Source organism: Mucilaginibacter sp., from assembly GCF_041663085.1.
Lineage (GTDB): Bacteria > Bacteroidota > Bacteroidia > Sphingobacteriales > Sphingobacteriaceae > Mucilaginibacter.
In genome coordinates this window covers 1-20,808 of the sequence record NZ_JBAZRC010000057.1, presented here as the reverse complement: position 1 = coordinate 20,808, position 20,808 = coordinate 1, and the positions used below count along the sequence as shown (strand labels likewise).

The 20,808-nt window shown below is 43.8% G+C and carries 23 protein-coding genes and 1 tRNA gene; 4 read left to right on the top strand and 20 right to left on the bottom strand.

From position 1 onward, the window contains the following. Positions 1-4 precede the first annotated feature (4 nt). Both WC615_RS12285 and WC615_RS12280 read left to right on the top strand, forming a co-directional pair. Positions 5-985, top strand: coding sequence for a YihY/virulence factor BrkB family protein (locus tag WC615_RS12285; protein WP_372978387.1), 981 nt, complete (start codon positions 5-7; stop codon positions 983-985). Between the two features lie 87 nt (positions 986-1,072). Next, positions 1,073-1,157, top strand: a tRNA-Ser gene (locus WC615_RS12280). A 281-nt stretch (positions 1,158-1,438) separates the two neighbouring features. Here WC615_RS12280 and WC615_RS12275 read toward each other — a convergent pair. The 20 genes from WC615_RS12275 to WC615_RS12180 form a co-directional block, all read right to left on the bottom strand. Beyond that, positions 1,439-2,239, bottom strand: coding sequence for a type 1 glutamine amidotransferase domain-containing protein (locus tag WC615_RS12275; protein WP_372978386.1), 801 nt, complete (start codon positions 2,237-2,239; stop codon positions 1,439-1,441). A gap of 90 nt (positions 2,240-2,329) precedes the next feature. Then, positions 2,330-2,902 (bottom strand): Crp/Fnr family transcriptional regulator, encoded by a 573-nt coding sequence (locus WC615_RS12270; RefSeq protein ID WP_372978385.1) that lies wholly within the window; start codon positions 2,900-2,902, stop codon positions 2,330-2,332. Between the two features lie 151 nt (positions 2,903-3,053). Next, positions 3,054-3,680 (bottom strand): isochorismatase family cysteine hydrolase, encoded by a 627-nt coding sequence (locus WC615_RS12265; protein ID WP_372978384.1) that lies wholly within the window; start codon positions 3,678-3,680, stop codon positions 3,054-3,056. A gap of 28 nt (positions 3,681-3,708) precedes the next feature. Then, a complete protein-coding gene (locus tag WC615_RS12260; RefSeq protein WP_372978383.1) occupies positions 3,709-4,239 on the bottom strand; it encodes a hypothetical protein in 531 nt (176 codons plus the stop codon). A 90-nt stretch (positions 4,240-4,329) separates the two neighbouring features. Beyond that, a complete protein-coding gene (locus WC615_RS12255; RefSeq protein WP_372978382.1) occupies positions 4,330-5,391 on the bottom strand; it encodes an alpha/beta fold hydrolase in 1,062 nt (353 codons plus the stop codon). A 95-nt stretch (positions 5,392-5,486) separates the two neighbouring features. After that, on the bottom strand, positions 5,487-5,942 hold the full coding sequence (locus WC615_RS12250; RefSeq protein ID WP_372978381.1) for an organic hydroperoxide resistance protein: 456 nt from the start codon (positions 5,940-5,942) through the stop codon (positions 5,487-5,489). Between the two features lie 72 nt (positions 5,943-6,014). Further along, the gene (locus tag WC615_RS12245) at positions 6,015-6,878 is read right to left on the bottom strand and encodes an enoyl-CoA hydratase/isomerase family protein (RefSeq protein WP_372978380.1); all 864 of its coding nucleotides are present in this window, start codon (positions 6,876-6,878) and stop codon (positions 6,015-6,017) included. 35 nt (positions 6,879-6,913) lie between these two features. Continuing rightward, complete coding sequence (locus WC615_RS12240) at positions 6,914-7,966, bottom strand: thioredoxin family protein (protein WP_372978379.1); 1,053 nt, start codon at positions 7,964-7,966, stop codon at positions 6,914-6,916. A gap of 40 nt (positions 7,967-8,006) precedes the next feature. After that, the gene (locus WC615_RS12235; protein WP_372978378.1) at positions 8,007-8,855 is read right to left on the bottom strand and encodes an SDR family NAD(P)-dependent oxidoreductase; all 849 of its coding nucleotides are present in this window, start codon (positions 8,853-8,855) and stop codon (positions 8,007-8,009) included. 61 nt (positions 8,856-8,916) lie between these two features. Continuing rightward, positions 8,917-10,197: an epoxide hydrolase family protein gene (locus WC615_RS12230; RefSeq protein ID WP_372978377.1), complete on the bottom strand. Its 1,281-nt coding sequence runs from the start codon at positions 10,195-10,197 to the stop codon at positions 8,917-8,919. A 15-nt stretch (positions 10,198-10,212) separates the two neighbouring features. Then, positions 10,213-10,704, bottom strand: coding sequence for a cupin domain-containing protein (locus tag WC615_RS12225; protein WP_372978376.1), 492 nt, complete (start codon positions 10,702-10,704; stop codon positions 10,213-10,215). Beyond that, entirely contained in the window at positions 10,701-11,564 is an 864-nt protein-coding gene (locus WC615_RS12220) for an SDR family NAD(P)-dependent oxidoreductase (protein ID WP_372978375.1), read from the bottom strand. Before WC615_RS12220 ends, WC615_RS12225 begins: the two co-directional genes overlap by 4 nt. Positions 11,565-11,628: 64 nt before the next feature. Further along, the gene (locus tag WC615_RS12215) at positions 11,629-12,318 is read right to left on the bottom strand and encodes a type 1 glutamine amidotransferase domain-containing protein (protein WP_372978374.1); all 690 of its coding nucleotides are present in this window, start codon (positions 12,316-12,318) and stop codon (positions 11,629-11,631) included. Between the two features lie 96 nt (positions 12,319-12,414). After that, the gene (locus WC615_RS12210) at positions 12,415-13,164 is read right to left on the bottom strand and encodes an MBL fold metallo-hydrolase (protein ID WP_372978373.1); all 750 of its coding nucleotides are present in this window, start codon (positions 13,162-13,164) and stop codon (positions 12,415-12,417) included. Between the two features lie 3 nt (positions 13,165-13,167). Further along, positions 13,168-14,253, bottom strand: a complete 1,086-nt coding sequence (locus WC615_RS12205) for an NAD(P)H-dependent flavin oxidoreductase (protein WP_372978372.1) — start codon at positions 14,251-14,253, stop codon at positions 13,168-13,170. An 11-nt stretch (positions 14,254-14,264) separates the two neighbouring features. Beyond that, on the bottom strand, positions 14,265-14,717 hold the full coding sequence (locus WC615_RS12200) for a nuclear transport factor 2 family protein (RefSeq protein WP_372978371.1): 453 nt from the start codon (positions 14,715-14,717) through the stop codon (positions 14,265-14,267). Beyond that, positions 14,718-15,452 (bottom strand): SDR family NAD(P)-dependent oxidoreductase, encoded by a 735-nt coding sequence (locus tag WC615_RS12195; RefSeq protein ID WP_372978370.1) that lies wholly within the window; start codon positions 15,450-15,452, stop codon positions 14,718-14,720. A gap of 4 nt (positions 15,453-15,456) precedes the next feature. After that, on the bottom strand, positions 15,457-15,675 hold the full coding sequence (locus WC615_RS12190) for a 4-oxalocrotonate tautomerase family protein (protein WP_372978369.1): 219 nt from the start codon (positions 15,673-15,675) through the stop codon (positions 15,457-15,459). A gap of 29 nt (positions 15,676-15,704) precedes the next feature. Then, positions 15,705-16,223, bottom strand: a complete 519-nt coding sequence (locus WC615_RS12185) for a YceI family protein (RefSeq protein WP_372978368.1) — start codon at positions 16,221-16,223, stop codon at positions 15,705-15,707. 140 nt (positions 16,224-16,363) lie between these two features. Next, positions 16,364-17,647, bottom strand: a complete 1,284-nt coding sequence (locus WC615_RS12180) for an epoxide hydrolase family protein (RefSeq protein ID WP_372978367.1) — start codon at positions 17,645-17,647, stop codon at positions 16,364-16,366. Between the two features lie 383 nt (positions 17,648-18,030). Here WC615_RS12180 and WC615_RS12175 point away from each other — a divergent pair, with 383 nt between their 5' ends. Further along, positions 18,031-20,232, top strand: coding sequence for a histidine kinase dimerization/phosphoacceptor domain -containing protein (locus WC615_RS12175; protein ID WP_372978366.1), 2,202 nt, complete (start codon positions 18,031-18,033; stop codon positions 20,230-20,232). A 49-nt stretch (positions 20,233-20,281) separates the two neighbouring features. Further along, positions 20,282-20,808: response regulator (locus WC615_RS12170; RefSeq protein WP_372978365.1), on the top strand; the 527-nt coding region annotated here is incomplete at its 3' end.

The following is a 20,808-nucleotide window of genomic DNA, read 5'->3' as shown; positions in this document are numbered from 1 at the left end:
CATAATGAAATGGGCTCATCGATTTTTACTGCATTTTAAGTTTTACCAGTTTATTACCGACTGGGCCAAAACGGTTTACATCCCCGGCTTTAGGCCCCTGCCCCTTTACACGGTTGTTGTATTTTTTATACTGGAGATCCAGAAAACATCGCTGGCTAACCGTGCGGCGGCTTTGGCTTATAATTTTATGCTGGCGCTTTTCCCGGCCATTATATTTTTGTTTACCCTGATAGCTTACATACCTATAAAAGGTTTTCAGAAAAGCCTGTTGGACCTTTTTGCTTTGATAATGCCTTCAAACGCTTATAATGCTTTCCATGATACCATTTTTGATATAATTGCACGCCAAAACGGCAAACTGCTTTCTATTGGTTTTATAACAGCTTTGTACTTTGCCACCAACGGCGTAAGTAATTTAATGCAGGCCTTTAATAAATCATCGCTGATACTGGAAACACGTAGCTGGCTTAAAAGGCGCTTTATAGCCCTTGTGTTAACAATTGTTATAAGCGTGGCGCTACTTATAGCCATTGTTATTATGATAGCGGGGCAATGGGTTATAGGGTTTATAAAGGACGAACTCAATAGCGAAGCCAAGTTTTGGTTTTGGCTCATCGCTTTTTCGCGGTGGCTTATTATACTGGTAATATTTTTTACAAGCATTTGCATACTGTACCGTTACGGCCCATCCAACAAGCAAAAATGCAAATTTATTAACCCCGGTTCTATCCTGGCCACCTCGCTGGCGATATTAACTTCTATAGGGTTTACATATTACACCAACAACTTCTCATCATATAACACTGTTTATGGCGCAATAGGCACCCTCATTGTGGTGATGATATACATGTACTTAAACTCCATGATATTGCTCATCGGATTTGAATTAAATGCCAGCGTTGACCTTTCAAAGCGCACCATTCGCATCTCAAAACCGCGTTTTAACACCTTCCGAACAAAAAAAACAGAGGATTTGGGCAAATAACCCAATGACTACCAACCGCTTACAATTAATTAAAAAAAAGTTAACATGAAGTTTGGCAATTCGCCCCGGATTTGTACTTTTGTCCCCGGAGAGCTGGCAGAGTGGTCGATTGCGGCAGTCTTGAAAACTGTTGACTGTAACAGGTCCTGGGGTTCGAATCCCTAGCTCTCCGCAGAAAATATAAAGCCCTGTAAATAAAATATTTACAGGGCTTTTTTCATGAGCATAAATCTCCCGAACCTACCTTTTAAAAATCAAAAGCTGAAAAAGATATATTTACCTGGTTATTACAGGAGATGGAGATCGCCGGATTATATCGACCAAAAGGCAATGTATCCACAACCTATCCGAATACTCCAAAGAAAAAGGGGCTATTTTCAACATTGAAAATAGCCCCTTTTGATAACCAGCCATTTTTATGGGCTGTTTTTCTTAAAGATTTCACTTAGAAAGTTAATTGACCGAAGAAGACAGGTAAGTCATCAGTTTTTGTGCAACCAGTAAAGAAGATTGTGGATTTTGGCCGGTAAATAATAATCCGTCCTGGACAGCAAACGGGTGCCAGTCCTCTCCTTTTTGATAATCTGCGCCTTTAGACCTTAGCATGTCTTCCAGTGAAAAAGGCACAACCTTGTTTAGCTGCACAGCAGTTTCTTCGGTATTGGCAAAAGCCGATACTTTTTTACCTTTTATTAAAGGTTGTCCGTTGGCGGCTTTAACATTTTTCAATGCAGCCGGTGCATGGCACACTAAAGCTACCGGTTTTTGATTTTTGATGAAGGACTCGATCAAACGTGCCGAATTTTTATCTTCGGACAGATCCCACATTGGCCCATGCCCTCCAGGATAGAAGACGGCATCATAATCTTTTTGATTTACCTTTGAAAGCAAAACGGTATGGGCCAGTTTTTCCTGAGTAGCCGCATCGGCAAAGTATTTGCGGGTTGATTCAGTTTGAAATTCAGGGTCGTTACTTTTAGGGTCTATCGGAGCCTGACCGCCTTTTGGAGAAGCGATGGTAATCTCTGTCCCCTGAGCGGTAAAGTAATAGTAAGGCGCTGCGAATTCCTCTATCCATAATCCTGTTTTTTTACCGGTGTTACCTAATTGATCGTGCGAAGTAACAACGAAGAGTATTTTCTTCGCCTTCGAATTTACCGGTACCGCAGATTGATTTTCTTGCGAAAAGCCGCTTAAGCTTACTATTGAAAGTAAACCTGACAATATTACACTTGCTTTAATTTTCATTTTCATTTCCTTTGTATTTTATTTAATGCAAAGGTTTGAAGATTTGAGGTTTTCACACAGGACATACATCAAAAAATCCGTGTGACATACATCAAATTATTTTGAGCCTTTGTAAAGGCGACTAAGAGTTTCGCGGGTAACCCCAAGATAAGATGCGATCAATTGCTTCGGTACCATTTGGAATAAAGCAGGGTATTGTTTTATCAGTTGCTCATACCTATCGCGGGCGTTGGTATTGATCAAGCCCAATACACGCTGCTGAAGGGCAACATATCCGAAATTAGTTTTCTTCCGAAAAAAATGTTCAACTTTATGCAGCTCGGCACAAAGTTTATCCTTATCCGCCAACGAAATTACAAGTACCTCAGCCGATTCCACAGGATCGATATATAACGAAGACGGGGTTTTATTGTAAAGCGCGTGGTAGTCTGTTATCCACCAATCGGGAAGGGCAAACTGAAGCACATGCATCTTATTATCGCTATCTATCATATACGATTTTAAACAGCCCTTCACCACAAAGAACTCATTTTTTACTATCTCACCTTCCTGAATAAGAAACTGATGCTTGATTAGTTTCTTATGTACAAAATGACTGAATATATATTCAAACTCACTATCGGTAAGCTGAATTATTTTCTCGAAATGGGCTCTTAGCAGTTCTTTCATAAAAAGCACTAATGTGATAAATTTCGGCAAGAAAATTATCATTAAAACTAATATGATAGCCCCTCTTTGTTATATACTCTGTAAAACATACAGAAAAGGAAGCAAGATAAGCCTCCGAATGGCGGAAGCTTATTAGATAATAAAACTGTGGTTATTGCGCAGGCAGCGCTGCTAACAGCTCTTCTGTTGTTAAAATGGCATGTGCAAAAGTAGGCCCGTTTAAAACATGGGCAGCATGCATCATTTCCGGCGTAAAGGCTGCTGTTGCGTCTTTCACAAGGGTTACATGGTAACCGAGCTCCATCGCGAAACGGCAAGTACTTTCCACACAGGTATTAGCCAGCAATCCAATGGCTATCACATGCGTTATGCCCCGTTGCTTAAGCAGCATATCCAAGTCTGTATTGGCAAAACCACTTTGGGCCCAGTGTTCTTTGGCAATAATATCCCCTTCCTGGGGCGCAAAGTCCGGGTGCCATTCACCACCCCAGGTATCTTTTGCAAAGGAGTGGCGTTCCATAATGCCCACCTGTGTTGGGTTGGGATACTTCCAGTACTGGTAATCTGTTGGTTCCCATCGTTTATGCGGCACAATAAAAACCTGGATACCTGCTTGCCTGATAGCCTTAACAATGGTACGCAGGTTATTTAATAAATTATTACTCTCAGCAACATCTTTAACCCTTGGCCACACCTTCCCCCCCTCTGACAAGAAATCGTTATAAGGGTCGATAAACATTAAAGCTGTTTTTTCGCGTTCATAAATTTGAGCTTCCATTTTCTTCAAATTTCATTAAAGCCATCTGTTAATTATTCCTTAAAGCATACCGTTCAATGCTTTTGGCGAACAACGGCGTTTCACTTTGATTGTGATAGATGGATACCGGTTGACGCTGAGTTTTGAACAGATCAAATGGTATACCTTGTTTTTCCAAACCCTTTAAAAAGCCTTCTGTCGGCCTTGAAATTACCCGGTTCGTAAACTCGCAGCTATTTTCGTCGATCTTTTTTACACTCAGCTCCCAATGTACCAAAATATTCACGCGGCCGGTGGGCGAGAACACATCTGAAACCGACTCCAGGATCAGGTGTCCCGGTTCTGACAATGTTTCTATATAATGCTGAACCATCGGGCTCCCCCCGAGTACCTCCACATTGATAGACATTCTTTTCCCTTCGGGCGAAGTAGTAATACCTGCTGCAACGTGCGCAGGAGAGCATGCCTGGTATTCAGCTTCCGGAAGCGTAAAGCACCATTCCGGGATGTTGATCTTTTCGATCGGCGCATTGATCACAGCTGAAAAGCTGGAGTCCACGATAATTTGTTCATTTTCCATGATAATCACATTTTAATTTATATTCACTTGTTTTTAGCATTTGGGGTTATATTCCGGGTACCCGGAATATTCCTTTACTTTAGAGTTTATTTATTTAGAAAAACCATCGGCCTCCATGATCGCATCGGCAAATGCCTGCGGGGCCTCCTGCGGCAGGTTATGCCCGATACCACCACTGATGATCTTGTTGGCATACTTACCTGAGAATTTTGCTGCATAAGCGCTGGGTTGAGGGTGCGGCGCACCGTTGGCGTCACCTTCCAGGGTAATAGCAGGTACGGTAATAACCGGCCCTTTTGCCAACCGCGCCTCTGCATCATCGTATTTCGATTCGCCATTTTCAAGTCCCTGCCGCCAACGGTAATTATGTATCACTATGGCTACGTGGTCCGGGTTGTCAAATGCCGCGGCTGAACGGTTAAAGGTGGCATCATCGAAGTTCCATTTGGGCGATGCCAGTTTCCAGATCAATTTGTTAAAGTCATTCCGGTATTTGTCATAACCCGCCTTTCCACGTTCTGTAGCGAAATAGAACTGATACCACCATTGCAGTTCAGCAGACGGTGGCAGGGGTATTTTCCCCGCTGCCTGGCTACCGATCAGGTAACCGCTCACAGAGACCAGCGCGCTGCAGCGATCAGGCCATAACGCCGCGATTATATCAGCAGTTCTCGCGCCCCAGTCAAAACCTGCAAGAATAGCTTTGTCGATTTTGAGCGTATCCATGAATGCGATGATATCAAGAGCGATAGCGGATGGTTGGCCGTTCCTGAAGGTTTTAACCGAAAGAAAGCGGGTTGTACCGAAGCCTCGCAGATAAGGAATGATAACACGATACCCTTTTGCTGCCAATAAAGGTGCAACATCAGTAAAACTGTAAATATCATATGGCCAGCCGTGCAATAGTATGACTACTTTGCCATCTGCCGGCCCCAAATCAGCATAGCCAATATTCAATAAACCAGCATTGATCTGCTTAATATCAAATGAAGACGATGCGTTGATTTTCGTGCTTGATTTACCTGAAGTTAACGGGCCGGTTTTAAAAGGCTGTGCATTTGCCCCCCCTATCATCAATATTGGCCCGGCCGCCATGGCTATCGCTGCAGTTTCTAAAAACCGGCGGCGGTCATAGTTATGTTTCTGTAACATATGCTTAGTATTTAAATTTCTAATGAAAAATTTGTCTCGTTTGACCAAAAAGCGTTTTCCTATCTGCGGAGAATCACATCCTTGGTACGTCACGGTTAAACTATATTAGTTTCCACTTTAATATTTCCATGAGTGGCCTTTGAATAAGGGCATAGTAAGTGCGCCCCTTCCGCAATGGCCCGAGCCAGTTCCGGTTCAATACCCGGCAGGCTGATGTTCAAACGAGCCTCCAATGAATAGCCATCTTGTTCTGATAAGCGGAGGTCAACTTCAGCATCCACTGCCGCTTCGGCAGGAAATCTTACTTTCCTCGTGGCTGCTTCCAATTTTAAGGCACTTAAAAAACACGAAGACCACCCTACAGCAAATAGCTGTTCCGGATTAGTTCCATTGCCGGGCGCTCCGGGTAAGGAAAGTTTAACATCCAGACGGCCGTCTGATGTACGTGACGAACCGCCATCGCGGCCACCTACGGTGTGTGCCTTTGCAGTATAAACTACTTTTGCGTTTTGGGCATCCGCTTGTGAATTCCCGTTACTGTTGTTTTCCATTTTCTTCTTTATTTAAATCGTTAATTATTTCAATTCTTTTTTACGATAAAGCTCTATTAGCTATATCATTAGTTAATTGCTATTATTCTCACCAATCCGGTTCAAATATTCGCCTATATTATATTCGAAATCACTATCCTGCTGAAAACCCCAGGCCCGGAGTTTTTCGATAGTTGGCTTCCGTTCCGGCCGGCCGGCAGTCTGGATATATGCAGCCCGTGACTCATTCATATGTTCCAGCAATGGTCTTGGGGCGCGTTTATTGGCTAATATTTTTGCCTGCCCGGTTACCACCTGGTCAAACTGGCTGATACGTAGCGCAAAATGATGCACAAATTCGTCCAGCTTATCGTCCGCGATCATTCGGTTGATGAGCCCGTAGCGTTCGGCAATACCGGCATCCAGATCTTCACCCCCTATAATGACCTCCAGGGCCCGTGACCGTCCCACTAAAAGCGGGAGAAATTCCATGCTGCCCCCTCCGGGAATCGTTCCAACAGCTACTTCGAACTGGCCAAAGATGGCTTTATCACCGGCAAAGCGGATATCGCAGGCTGCGGCAAATTCAACACCTACGCCACGGGCTCTTCCGCGGATAGCGGCGATCGAAATTACCGGCGACTCATACAGCGCTACCGCGACATCGAACACCGGCAGGATGCCAGAAGGTGTTTTTCGGGATACGATCTCACCGCCTTTCACAACGTCAAAGTGCGCAATAAAAAAATCCGGTAACGCACTGTCGAAAACGATCACCCGCAATTGGGGCGAGGCCTGCATACGGCGCACCACTTCTTCCAGTCCGGTAAGTAATTCCGGGCCGAACAAATTAAGTGGTGGGGCATCCAGGGTTACCTGCCAGTAACCGGGATTATGGCGGGTTATACGAACCGGAGTTCCCGCTATTTGCTCTGTAGTTTTTGTAATTTTTTCCATCGTCTTATTTTTTGAATTCATTTTAATATCGCTGATCAACCAAATGTGAAATCATAGACCTCAGCCTTTGGCGTTAAAAATTCGATCTGAAAGTCCCGGTCAATGATCGGACCCTGCTGGCGGATCAACTGGTACATTCGCGGTTCGGTCATCGTACCATTACCATTTTCATCAGTATCTAACCCGTGCGAGGCTCCCGGAATATCCCCATTAATAGTGATCCGAAATTTGATCGTTTTTCCTTTACCAGCCGGGCCGATAATTAAATTCAGGTCGCGGGCATGGAAGCGATAAATCAGCTTGCCTTGTTTCCCGGTTAACAGAACCTTTTCCTTGCCAATGTTCCATTCGCCGATAAGCGCCCATTGGTTAAGTTGCAGGGCTGACGGCACCGTATAGGTTACCGTCTTATCGCTAATTATGCCACCGGGAGATGCAAAGCCCTGCGTTTGGCCGTAACCCACATAATTTTCGGGCGACCCGACGTTCCTCCAGTCAGCAGCAGCTTCAGCGCCACCTGGTTGAATTTCGCTAAGTTGAATTGCCGTGTTTCTTGGCGAAACCTCCCTGAGCAATTGCTGGATCTTTAGTTCAATTTCTCGATAATCCCCCTCACCAAATTTTTGATAGCGTATCTTCCCATTCGCATCGATCAGGTAAAGCGCCGGCCAGTAATGATTCTGGAAGGAGTTCCATATCTCATAGTGGGAATCAACCGCAACCGGATAGCCAATATTCATTTCCCTGTTGGCATTCCTGATATTTTCTATTTCCTGCTCGAACGAAAACTCCGGGGTGTGAACACCTATTACCACCAATCCCTGATCTTTGTATTTTGAGGCCCAGTCCCTCACGTAAGGCATCGTCCGCCGCCAGTTAATGCAGGTGTAGGTCCAGAAGTCAATAAGAACAACTTTGCCCCGCAACCCTTCCAATTTCAGCGGCGTTGTATTTAACCAGCCTGTTGCACCCTCCAATGATGGTTTATTATCCTGCTCAGGGGTAAACTGTATAGGCGTAACAGCTGCAACGATCGCGGCGATTAAGATTGCAGGGATGGTGATATATAGGGTTCGCATGGTTTTCATCGGGCTTAATATTTCTTTGAGAATTATTTATTGGTTTCAATTAACCGTGTGCTGCTTCCGTAACGTCCTTCCATTCCTCGAATTCGGCAAACCGTTTATCGTAATTTTGCTTTACCAGCGGATAGGCAACTTTACCTAAGAGCAATCTGAGCGGAGGGTTGGTTGAGTCAACAAGTTTAAGAATAGCATTCACCGTGGCTTCCGGCTTACCCCAGGAATCAGGTGTAAGACTTCCATAAAAAGCTGTTCTTACTGGCGCATAAACTTCATTTTCTTTTGTGCGTATGGCCGATGCGCCTGACCAGTCTGTGGAATAGCCATTAGGTTCTATTAAAGTGACCTTAATGCCAAAAGCTGCTACTTCTGTGGCTAAAGTTTCGCTCAGGCCTTCAACTGCAAATTTGGAGGCATTATATAAGCCTAAAACGGGTAGCGTGGCTAACCCCAGCATACTGGATAACTGTATAATATGACCACTTTTTTGTTCCCGCATCAGCGGCAATATGGCCTGGCTCATCCATAGCAACCCGAAAAAATTCGTTTCCATTTGGTCACGGGCTTCCTGCTCCGTAGTTTCTTCGATCGTACCAAACAAGCCGTAACCTGCATTATTGATCAATACATCAATGCGGCCAAAAGCGGCTTTCACCTTTTCTATCGCCTCGAAGCTTTCCGGTCTATTATTTACATCCAACTTTACAGGCAATACCGCATCGCCATATTGCTCAACCAGTTCGTCAAGGTGGGTGATATCCCTCGCGGTTGCAGCTACTTTATCGCCACGCCTTAAAAAGGCTTCTGCCCATAACTTGCCGAATCCGCGAGAAGCGCCTGTTATTAAAATTACTTTGGGGTTTGTTGCTGTATCCCCATTTTTTATGGTTTCCATTGCTTTTTTCTTTTAAGTTTTAAAAAAGACGGGGTTTCTGTAACTCCTCGATATGTGTCGGTTAGCGTACTTTTTTAAATGCAGCACGCATCTCTTCCGCAAAAAGCTGTGGTTGCTCCCATTGGGCAAAGTGGCCGCCTTTGTTTACTTCGTTAAAGTAGATAAGGTTATGATAACTGCGCTGAGCCCAGCTTTTTGGTGCCTGGTATATCTCACCGGGGAACACGGTTATAGCAACAGGGATAGAGATCTGCGCTGTTTTTTGATCTACCGCGTTAAAATTGTTGTTGTTATTTTCCCAGTAGAGGCGTGCGGAAGACGCTCCGGTATTGGTTAACCAATAGAGGGTGATATCATCCAGCATCTCATCTTTGGTAAGCACCTTGCCGGCATCGCCACCACTATAGGTCCAATCGTTAAACTTGTCTAAGAAAAATGAAGCCAGCGCAACAGGAGAATCGGTAAGCGCATAGCCAATAGTTTGCGGACGGGTAACCATGATGCCTGCATAACCGGCCCCTTTGGTATATAAGTAGGTAAGCGAGTTATAGGCCGCTTTTTCTTTTGCAGACAAGCCGTTTGGTGCCGGAGCACCGCTATTCAGCAATTTGGCTATTTCGGGTGGAACTGTAGCAGGCATATTAACATGTATGGCTAATAATCCTGCCGGTTTCTGCCTCGCCATTGCATCTGCTACCACCGAACCCCAATCGCCACCTTGTGATACGTACCGGGTATAGCCTAAACGTTTCATTAATACATCCCAGGCACGGGCTATCCTGTCAGGTCCCCAGCCTGTATCTTTCGGTCTTTCAGAAAAGCCATAACCGGGCATTGATGGTATAACTACATCAAAGGCATCCTCTGCCCTGCCGCCATAAGCTTCCGGATCGGTAAGCGGACCGATCGATTTGATCAATTCAAAAATTGAACCCGGCCAGCCGTGTGTAAGTATTATTGGCAGCGCATTAGGATTTTTAGAACGAACATGGATAAAATGGATGTCAAGCCCGTCTATGTTGGTTACAAACTGTGGTAAGGCATTAAGCTTTGCTTCTGTTTTGCGCCAATTGTAGGTGTTTCCCCAATAGTTTACCAGTTCCTGGATTTGTTGCAGTTGCACACCCTGCGTACGGTCATTAACCGTTTCTTTTTCGGGCCAGCGTGTCGCTTTTATCCTTTGCTGCAGATCAGTAATTGCAGATTCCGGAATGTCGATCTTAAATGGACGGATCGCTTCCTGAGCCTTAACAACTACGGGGTTTGTTATTAATATACTACCGCCAATGGCGATCATCAAAGCGCTGTAAAATGTGCGTTTAAGGTTATTGAAAGTTTTCATTGTTTTATGATTTATTTACTTTTTACTTTTATTCCTGGGATCATCTGCCGGATCTATATAACTAATCCCCAGGGGGCTGTTTGCAGTAACCTGCGTTACATAGGTCCCCGATCTGGCCCAATGGAAATGAGGTGTGTTACCGGGCAGGATCACTACGCTTCCGGGTGCATAGGCTTTTAATTTAGTGGCATCGAATTTTGTCCCGATACCGATATAAAAAACACCCGAGATCACTGTATATATCCTGTTTTCAGGATGAATATGCGGCTTTAGTATCACCCCGGCGGGGACTTGCACCCTGACCACATAGGGTCCGGCCTTTTTTGGATCACCTACGAGAATAGCCAGGCGTGCCTCCGGAGGAAACGCCGGGAATGCTACCCATTTAATGTTTTCGGAACAGATCTCGCCAAACTTATTATTGGGCAAGCCCTGGGCATTGCCTGAGGTAGCTTTGAGCAACCCAGCGAGGCAAAGGAGCATGAATAGATAATTCTTTTTTTTCATGGTTTTAAAGGTTTATTGTCTGGTATGAAATCGGCATTAAAGGAGACTTCCTTCCATTTTTCCAGTTCATCTGACATTGCTCTTAATTTTTCTGCCGCGCGGTTGTAAGCGTCACGACCCAAAAACAGGTGTTCCGGAACTTCCGGGCTTTCCGCCAATTCAATAAATATTTCCGCCGCACGTTCAGGGTCGCCTGGTTGGCTTCCGTTTGCTGATAAGTAGCTGGTTTGGGTATCTTTTACAGCATTGTAACCGTCTGTAATATTGGGGATCAGCGCCAGTGAGCTTTCAGTTAAAAAACCTGTCCGGAAACCTGAGGGTTCAATCACGGTAACTTTAATGCCAAATTCTTTGACATCCAGCGACAGTACTTCAGAAAAAGCTGCTATGGCCGCTTTAGTAGCTGAATAGATCGCCCATCCGGGCGCACCGGCAAAACCGGCCACCGAGCCAATATTGATAATATGTCCTGATGCTTGTTCGCGCATTACCGGGATCACCCTTTTGGTCACTTCCATCACGGCCAGAACGTTCACACTAAAAATGTTGCTAATATGCTGCTCTGCGGTTTCCTCAACAATACCTGTCATACCGTAGCCGGCATTATTGACCAGTACATCAATCCTTCCAAAGGCTTCCAGCGTTTGCCTGATGGATTCATCAATGCAGTCCGCATTGTTAAGATCAACAGCCAGCGGCAAAAAGCGGTTGCTGTCAATGATTCCGACTGCTGTTTTCAGTGTTTGCGCATTACGTGATGTTGCAGCAACACGGTACCCGTCTGCTAACAATTTTTTAACGAGCGTGAGTCCCAATCCCTGGGAAGCACCCGTTACATACCAAACCTTCGGTGTATTCATTACCTTTTCAATTATGTTTTAATAGTATCCGGACGCAGATATATCGGCGCACGGGTCTTTAATATTATCTCTCTGAATAATCAAGTAAAGTATCGATGGCTAATACAGATGAGGCCGGATTTTGCCCGGTAATCAACAGGCCATCGCGAGTTACAAACGGCTTCCAGTCTTCCCCTTTTTGAAAATTCGCTCCTCTTTGTTTCAACATATCTTCCAAAAGAAAAGGCACTACTTTGGTGAGCTCCGCTGTTTCTTCCTCCGTATTGGTAAAGGCGGCTACTCTTTTCCCTTCAATCAACCATAGGCCTTGCGGTGTCCTTGCATATTTTAAAGCTGCAGGAGCGTGGCAAACCAAGGTTACGGGCTTGCCATTATTATAAAATGCTTCGATCAGCTTTACAGAATCCCGGTCTTCAGCCAGGTCCCACATCGGGCCGTGGCCGCCCGGATAAAAGATGGCGTCAAAATCACTTTCTGAAACTGTACTCAATTTAACCGTATTGCTCAGCCTGTTCTGCGTTTCTGCATCACTGTAGTATCGTTTGGTAGCTTCCGTCTTATTTTCCGGCAGATCGCTTTTTGGATCTATCGGCGTTTGCCCGCCTTTTGGTGAGGCAATCACGATGTCTTTCCCAAGATCGCGGAGCTTGTAGTAGGGAGCGGCAAATTCTTCGATCCATAGTCCTGTTTTTTTGCCGGTGTTGCCCAACTCGTCATGAGATGTCACAACGAATAGAATTTTGTTAATTTTCATAGTTTTGATATTTAATGTTTGTTTTTATTTGAATTTTTAGGCAAAGCGATATCACTCCGGGTATTTCCCGGCTTAAAAATGCCTATGGTTAATGATCTACAGTTCTGTTTTTACGCCTGCTTTTAGAATTTTTAAACGATCGGCAATTCCCAGTGCGCTAAAGGATTGCCGTAACATTTCACCCGTTTCCGTATAATGCGACCAACCCTCAAAATGTACCGGGATGATCGTTGCCCCAGGGAAAGCAAAGGCAGTATCAATTGCGTCGTTAGTGCCCATGGTTACGTTGAATGGGCCGCGTGGCTGAGCGGCACCCGCAAAAATAAATATGTATTTCGGCTTGAACTTTTCGGCGACTTCTTTTATGCCATTGTAGAAAACCGTATCCCCGGTAATATAGATCTGGATGTCTTTTGTTGATACAATAAACCCGGTAACATCGCCAGTAAGATGTTCACTTCCGGCCGGGCCGTGCCGGGCCGGAGTTGAGGTAATGGTGATCTTGTCGTTTAAAATGGTGGTTTCCCAGGGCGCCAATCCAATAGCATTACCTTTTAATCGCTCCGCGCCTAATCTCGTAGTAAATGTTTTCGGTACTGTTTTCAAAAACTCCCTGCCCGCATTATCCAGGTTATCGCCATGCTGGTCATGACTTAACAGCACTGCATCAATTTTACCAATATTAACGCTTGCCGGGCCTTCAGTTTTTGAGTAAGCAGGTTTGTCATTGATCTTGAATACTTCACCCGCAGGGTCAAGCGTTGGGTCGGTCATGAGCCTTAAGCCAGCTATCTCCAATATAATAGTTGGACCACCGAGATAAATAACATTGATCGCATTTTCCATCTTCTAAGCTTTTAAATGGTCAAAGTATGCGGTAGTCTCTTCTATTAACGCACTCATCAATTCGCCGGCTTTGGTGTGTTTTAACACCGGTGCTATCTGCCCACCCCAGAACAAGATCATATCCCACTTTTCCTGTTCGATAGCAGCTTTGCGGATATGTGACATAAACTGCGTTTGCAACGGGAAAGGCAGGAAATCCTTTTCCTGGTGTAACAGATCCTTAGCGATACGGCTGGTTATTCCCCTACCCAATCTCCCTGTAAACGCCCGCGATAAAGTAGTGTACTTTGCCGCATCTGAAAACAGCATTTGTTTATGAATGGCTGTAGCATTTGATTCATCCGTGGCCAGGAAAGCGGTGCCTATTTGTGCGGCGTCGGCGCCAAGCGCCAGTGCCGCGGCTATACCCTTACCATTCGCTATACCGCCTGCAGCAATAATAGGAGTTTTTACTTTTTCTTTGATCAGTTGCACCAATACAAAGGCTCCGATAGTTGACGATTCTGCAGAAGTTAGGAACGACGGACGGTGACCACCGGCTTCAAAACCCGAAGCGATGATCAGATCAACTTCCGCAGCTTCCAAAGCGATAGCCTCATCGAGCGTTGTTGCGGCACCAATGGTGACGATACCCAGCTTACGGCATTGTTCAAGAATATCAGCAGATGGGGTACCAAACATAAAGCTGAATACCGGCGGCCGTTCGTGAAGGATGACTTCGACCTGGTTTTCAAAGCGGGTTTTGAATGGTGCAGGTTTTTCAGGCAGCGCTATCCCTAACTCATCAAAATAAGGTTTAAATAGCTCTTGTGCGCGCTTGAACTGATCATCTGAAACAATACCACCCACCGCATCCGTATCTGAAACCCACAAGTTGATGTTATAAGGCTTATCGGTAGCAGCCTTGAGCTGACGGGCAACATCGCTTAACTCCTGCGGGCTTAGCGTATAAGCACCGTAGCCACCAAGCCCACCGGCATTTGATACGGTTGAGACCAGGTCAACAGATGACAAGTTACCGCCAAACGGCCCTTGCAGGATAGGGTATTGAATACCCAGAATTTCGGTTGCTTTTGTTTGATACCACATGATGCTGTTATTTATTGTGCTACATCAGTTAACATTTTGTTGACGATAACCCACTTTCCATCGATCTTATGAAAAGACAGGAATTCGTCGTAATTAAAATCGTACATTTTAACATTTAGTTTGGCCACGGCAATAGAATTTACTACATCGATGGAATTAATAATGCCCCTGAACGGTTTACCTGAGTTTTTGACGCTCACGCGATTCTTTACCCCATCCAGGTATTGATCGATCGTTTTGGCATACGGTACGCCTTTAATGTCGCCGAATACTAACGTTCCCGGATGATAAACCTTACGAAGCAGGTCGATATCACCTTCATATATGCCTTTCAGATAAAGATCCTCTAGTGCCCTGGTGATCTCTTGTTTATCCTGTTGATTGGTTTCCATTTTGTTTTGATTTTGTGCTTTTGATACCAGCATGATGCAGGAAAAAAAAGCTGTTAATAATACCGTTTTCACTTAATTCAGGTTATGGCCGGCTGACATACCGCCGTCTACGTTAATAATTGCACCACTGATGAAATTGCTTTTTGCAACGGTGTAAACCATTTCGGCAATGTCTTCCACTTCACCCACCCGGTTCAACAAATGCAAACCTGCGCCTTCATCAGCTTTGCTGCCGTGCATTGGTGTGCGGATAGTGCCGGGTGCTATGGTATTGACCCGTATGTTATCTTTACCAAACTCGGCTGCCAACTGCAGCGTAAGCGCGTGTATTGCACCTTTTGATGCCATTTGCGCGGTAATGGGCACTCCGCCAAGTGCGTGATTAACCAATGGTGTACCAATGTTGATCACTACCCCATTGTGTTGTTTAAGCATTTGCGGAATAATGGCCTGGGTGGTAAAATAGGTACCTTTGAGGTTAGTATTTAAAAAGCGGTCAAGATAAGCTTCATCCACTTCAAGGAATGGCTTTGTTTCAAATATACCGGCGTTATTCACCAATACATCTGCCGACCCGAATTTCTCAATAGCTGCCGCCACCAGTCTTTCGCCCGTTTTTTTATCACTTACATTCCCCGCAACCATTGCCAGGTTTTCACCTGCACCCAGCTCCTGGTAAACCTGCTCTAATTTATGTGCCGTAGCAGAGTTGATCACTACATTGTCGCCTTTTTCCAAAAAGTGGCGGGCTACTTCTTTACCGATACCTGAAGAGGCACCGGTAATAATTATTGTTTGTTTTTTCACTGTCTTATTTTTTATCTGCCGTAATACCTTTTTCCCGCAAAACCGATACCTGTTCACCGGCAAATCCCCAATCGTCCAGTTCTACTTCCTGTATAACCACATGGGTTAATTGCGGGTCTTTATTAAGCACATCTGTTATCAGATCGGTAATACCTTTGATCAGTGTTTGCTTTTGATCCCTCGTGATGCCCTCGCGGGTCACTTCTAATTTTACGTATGGCATGGCTTTAGTTTTTAGGCTAAAACTGCTTGTTAAGCAGCTTTAGCGGTAATGTTTACATTCAGTTCAAAATCATTGTATATCAGCGTATCGCCCAGGTTTTGAAAGAAATTACCTGAGCGGAATTTCATTCCGTACTTAGTACGGTCTACTACTACCAGGCCTGTTGCAGTTAACACATCGCCGCTAACACTAACCGCTACATCAAAACCAATAGCTTGGGTAATATCTTTAATGGTCAGATTGCCTTCAACTCGGTTACCATTAACCGAGGTTATTTCTAAAACTGCTTCCGGGTATTTTTCAGATGAAAAGAAATCATCAGAAGCCAGGTGACCCCAGAATTGGGCGTTCAGCGTAGGGTCGGTCACATCCAATATCTTAATAGAAGTTGTGTCGATAATGAATTTACCACCGGCAAGTTTACCGTTGTTTAAAATTATCTCGCCTTCCTTAATACCTATGGTACCATTGTGTGCACCTGTTACTTTTTTTCCTACCCAGTCAATGTTGCTTTGAGTGGTTAAGATCTCGAATTTTTGATTTTCCATTTTATTTTATGTTTTAAATTATAGAACAAATTACGGTAGCATTACGCAGTTGGGCGTGTGACCTACATCACATAGCGACCAGCACCTTATTTATGTGATGTAGATCACTTTGGCCCTAATCCCCTCAGTATATTTATGTATCAGCGAAGTGTTTTAAATGCTGCCCGCATTTCTTCGGCAAATATTTTTGGCTGCTCCCAGGCTGCGAAGTGACCGCCTTTCTCCAATTTATTATAATAAATGAGTTTAGGATAAGCACGTTCTGTCCAGCTTCGTGGCGCCTGATAAAGCTCATCAGGGAAGGCACTTACGGCAACAGGTATGGCAATACCCTTTGGCGCAAAAAAGGCGAGTTTGCTTTCCCAATATAACCGGGCTGAAGACACGGCGGTACCGGTTAACCAGTAAAGGGTGATATTATCAAGCACGTCGTCGCGGGTCAACCCTTCGGCCTCACCTTTGAAAACCCTTGAAATGAGTGCCATACTGGTTGCGTCGTGGTCGAGCATCCAGGCTGCAAGCCCCACGGGTGAATCTTGAAGAGCATATAAAGTTTGTGGCCGGTTTGCCATCTCGTTTGCATAACCCAGACCGTGCTTATAAAAATAGTCCAGTTGATCAAATGCATGTTTTTCCTCCGCGGAAAGGGAAGCCGGTGCCGGTTCACCAAACTGAAGCGTTTTGGCCACATCGGCGGGTACAGTGGCAGGCATATTGGTGTGAATGCCGATCAACTCAGGGGGTGTCAAAAGGGCCATTTGTTCTGTAACGGCGTTGCCCCAATCGCCGCCCTGGGCAACAAAACGTTTATAACCCAGGCGTTTCATTAAGGTAACCCACGCACGGGCAACGTGTTGCGGGTCCCATCCTGTTGTAGTTGGCTTTCCTGAATAGCCATAACCGGGCAGTGAAGGAATAATCACGTCAAATGCATCTTCGGCTTTTCCACCGAATGCGGTAGGTTCTGTTAGCGGACCGATAATTTTTATCTGCTCGATGATGGAGCCCGGCCAGCCATGGGTTATAATTATCGGCAGGGCATTTTTATGTTTTGAACGGACATGTATAAAATGGATGTCCAGCCCGTCTATCGTAGTAATGAATTGCGGCAATGCTTTCAGCTTAGCCTCCATTTTGCGCCAATCGTAACCTGTTGCCCAGTAGTGCGCCAACTTTTGCATCACTTCAAGCTGTACCCCCTGCGACCTGTCATTAACGGTCTCCTGCTCGGGCCACTGGGTTGCCAATATGCGGCGTTTAAGGTCCGCAAGGCTTTGTTCCGAAACCTTCACATGGAACGGGCGAATACTTTCATTGGAAGATGAATTGCCTGACGTAACCTGCTGCGCGCTGCCTAATGCACTTTGCATCACTAAAGCTCCCGTGGCGATGGTGCTTGCAATAATTTGTCTGGTATTTTTCATTTTTTTTAGATTATTTTTTCATTGTTTGATTTTCGCTATTCTATTTCCGTGCCGTTTTTAGCTGTCTGATTATTAGTGGATTAATAAAAATTAAAATCGATGATTAATTTAAATATCGTTATAATGAGTGGGGACGCAGCGAGATGTCGAGGCCATTAAAAATGCCGACTACCCAAAGAGGGTTTGGCATTTTTATTTGAAGAAAATATTTTAGATATTTATTAAAAATAAGGTTTCAACACCTTGTTAACCAGCGTTATTGATGGTTGGCTAGTTCAATTACCAGCCATAAATTACTCCGTTTGTATAAAATTGGCGAGTGGGTGTGCTCTAATGCAAAGTGTAGAAGGATCATTTAATTATTTAACTTACAATGAGTAATTATGAAAAAAATTGCTTTTGCGGTACTCCTGCTTTTTATTTTAAAACCTGTTAAAGCTCAAGACCCTTATAACACTTTACCTCAGGAGGTTGAAAAGTTTAAAATGAAAATTCAAAAAAGTAAGCCCGACACCAATCGTATTAGCTTACAAGTAAAACTGGCTTGCTACTATGTATTTAAGCCGGGTGAAGAACCAAGAGATCTGGACAGCGCATTAATTTATTTTAACGAGGCTAACTCGTTGAGCAAAAAACTCCAGGCAAAAAATTGGATATATGAAATTGCAAAATTCATGGGCAATTACTATTCCGAAAGGGGGGAATATAAGAAGAGTCAGCAAAACTTCATGACCGCAATTTCTTATTATGAGAAATTGGGTGATGACAACAAGATGGCGGACGTTTTAAGTTGGTTGGGTGATTGGTATACTTCTACAACCGCGCGAGATTCTATGCAGGTAACATTCTTCAGGAGGGCAGCTTTTATATATGAAAAAAAACGGCGACCGGAAAAAGTGTTGGGATTATTAATCAAGATAGCTGAACGCTATATTCGCATTAAACAGCTAACAAGTGCCGAGATTGAACTAAAAAAAGCATTGGTTGAATATAATACGACGGACAAAAAGGCGTCACCTTATCTTTTTAGTACCCTGTCATATTTGGAATATTTTAAGGGCAACTATTATCGCGCTTTGAGCTACTCATCTGAAGGTATAAAAAACATGCTATCTGCTAAAGATACAACTGAGGCATGGAGATTATATGCCTCATCTGCGAGGGCTAATTTTGCTATCAAAAGCTACGAGGAAGCTCTTAAGTTTTATCGCAAAACACTCGTCGCGACAAATAACAAAATGCGATATCAGTGGAAAATTGTTCAATGTTTGATATTCTTGAACAAACCTGAACAACTACGATTAGCATTTAACGAGTTGATGGTAATAAAACCCGATAATATTTATGACCTGGTAAATAAATATACAGCAATCGCGAAATATTATAATAGTGTACATCAATATGACAAGGCGCTGCAATATTTTAACAAGTTATTTAACCCTCATCCGTTGGTAAGGCTTCCAGATGATGAGTTTTTTCGTAACAAATTGTTTTGCGATTATGAAATTTCACGCATTTATTTAAAACTGAATAATCTGGACAGCGCCAGACATTACCTTTGGGACGCTGACACAACATTACAGAAGACCAAAACTACATTAGATCCTCTCAATTTGGTAGACTTTTACGACGTTTCGCATCAATATAACATTGCGATAGGAAATTACCGGGGTGCAGTTAAGTTCATGGATTTGCGAAATAATCTTCGCGACTCTCTTTTCACTGTAGATAAGAACAATAAGATCGCTGAACTAAATATTCAATACCAAACTGCACAAACTGCACAATCTATAAAAGACCTTCGCCAGCGTAGTGTTATTCAACAAGCGGGATTAGAAAAGGCGAAACTGCAAAGAAATGTCACTATCGCCGGCATACTAATTATGCTTATCGTCAGCGGATTAATTTATAGAAATTACGGATTGAAACAGCGCGCCAATAAATTGATCTCGATAAAAAACGAACAATTGCAACATCTGCTTACTGAGAAAGAATGGTTGTTGAAAGAGGTGCACCACAGGGTAAAAAATAATTTACACACGGTGATCTGCTTATTGGAATCTCAGGCCCGCTATCTTGAAAACGATGCCTTGCAAGCTATCGAATCAAGCCAGCACAGAATTTATGCCATGTCACTGATCCATCAAAAACTATATCAGTCTGACGATATTAAAACAATTGATATGGCTAACTACATCCCCGAGCTGGTGCAGTCATTAATTGATGGTTTTGGTACAGCGGAAAACATTTCGTTCAAACTTAATATTGAATCTATCAAATTAAGCCTTTCGCATGCTATACCACTTGCGCTAATCATAAATGAAGCAGTAACCAATTCTATTAAGTACGCCTTCCCCAATAGTGGAAAAGGCGAAATTTCTATTTCATTAACTAATAACAAAAGCTTAATAACATTAGAGCTTGCTGATAACGGCATTGGTATGCCGGAAATTGACCATAAGGTTGATGCAGAATCATTAGGGCTTAGGCTAATACAAGGGCTTAGTGAAGACATTGATGCACAAACTAATTTTCAAATCAATAATGGAACTATAATTACCATCATGTTTAAGCCCGATCCTTAAATGATCCGGAAAGCTTTTTAAATTCAACTCAAACTGCGGTAGCTACTATATGAACACAAAAATACTTATCGTTGAAGATCAATTTATAGAAGCAGATAACCTGCGTTCAATCCTGCGTAAAGCAGGCTATATTGTTTGTAAAATTGCCCGTTCGGTACCCGAGGGATTACAAATTATTGAAGATGAAAAGCCAGACCTGGTATTGCTGGATATTCATTTGAAAGGCCCCTTAACCGGCATTGATCTGGCCAAAACTTTAAAAGAGAGAAATGTAGCATTTGTATACCTCTCGGCAAATTCAAACAAACAAATCCTTGATGCAGCCAAGGCGACACAACCTTATGGATTCCTGGTAAAGCCTTTTCGTGAAAAAGATGTGTTGGTGATGTTGGATGTTGCCTGGTATTTGCACCGCCAAAACCAGGGGGTGTCAGGTAATGTAAAGTCTTTGCCTGCTAATTTAAAAGGTAGTGATTTTAAAGAAATAGTAGGCACGAGCGAATGCATGCAGGAAGTATTAGATAATGTTAAAATAGTGGGTACGTCAGATATATCTGTGCTGATATTAGGAGAAAG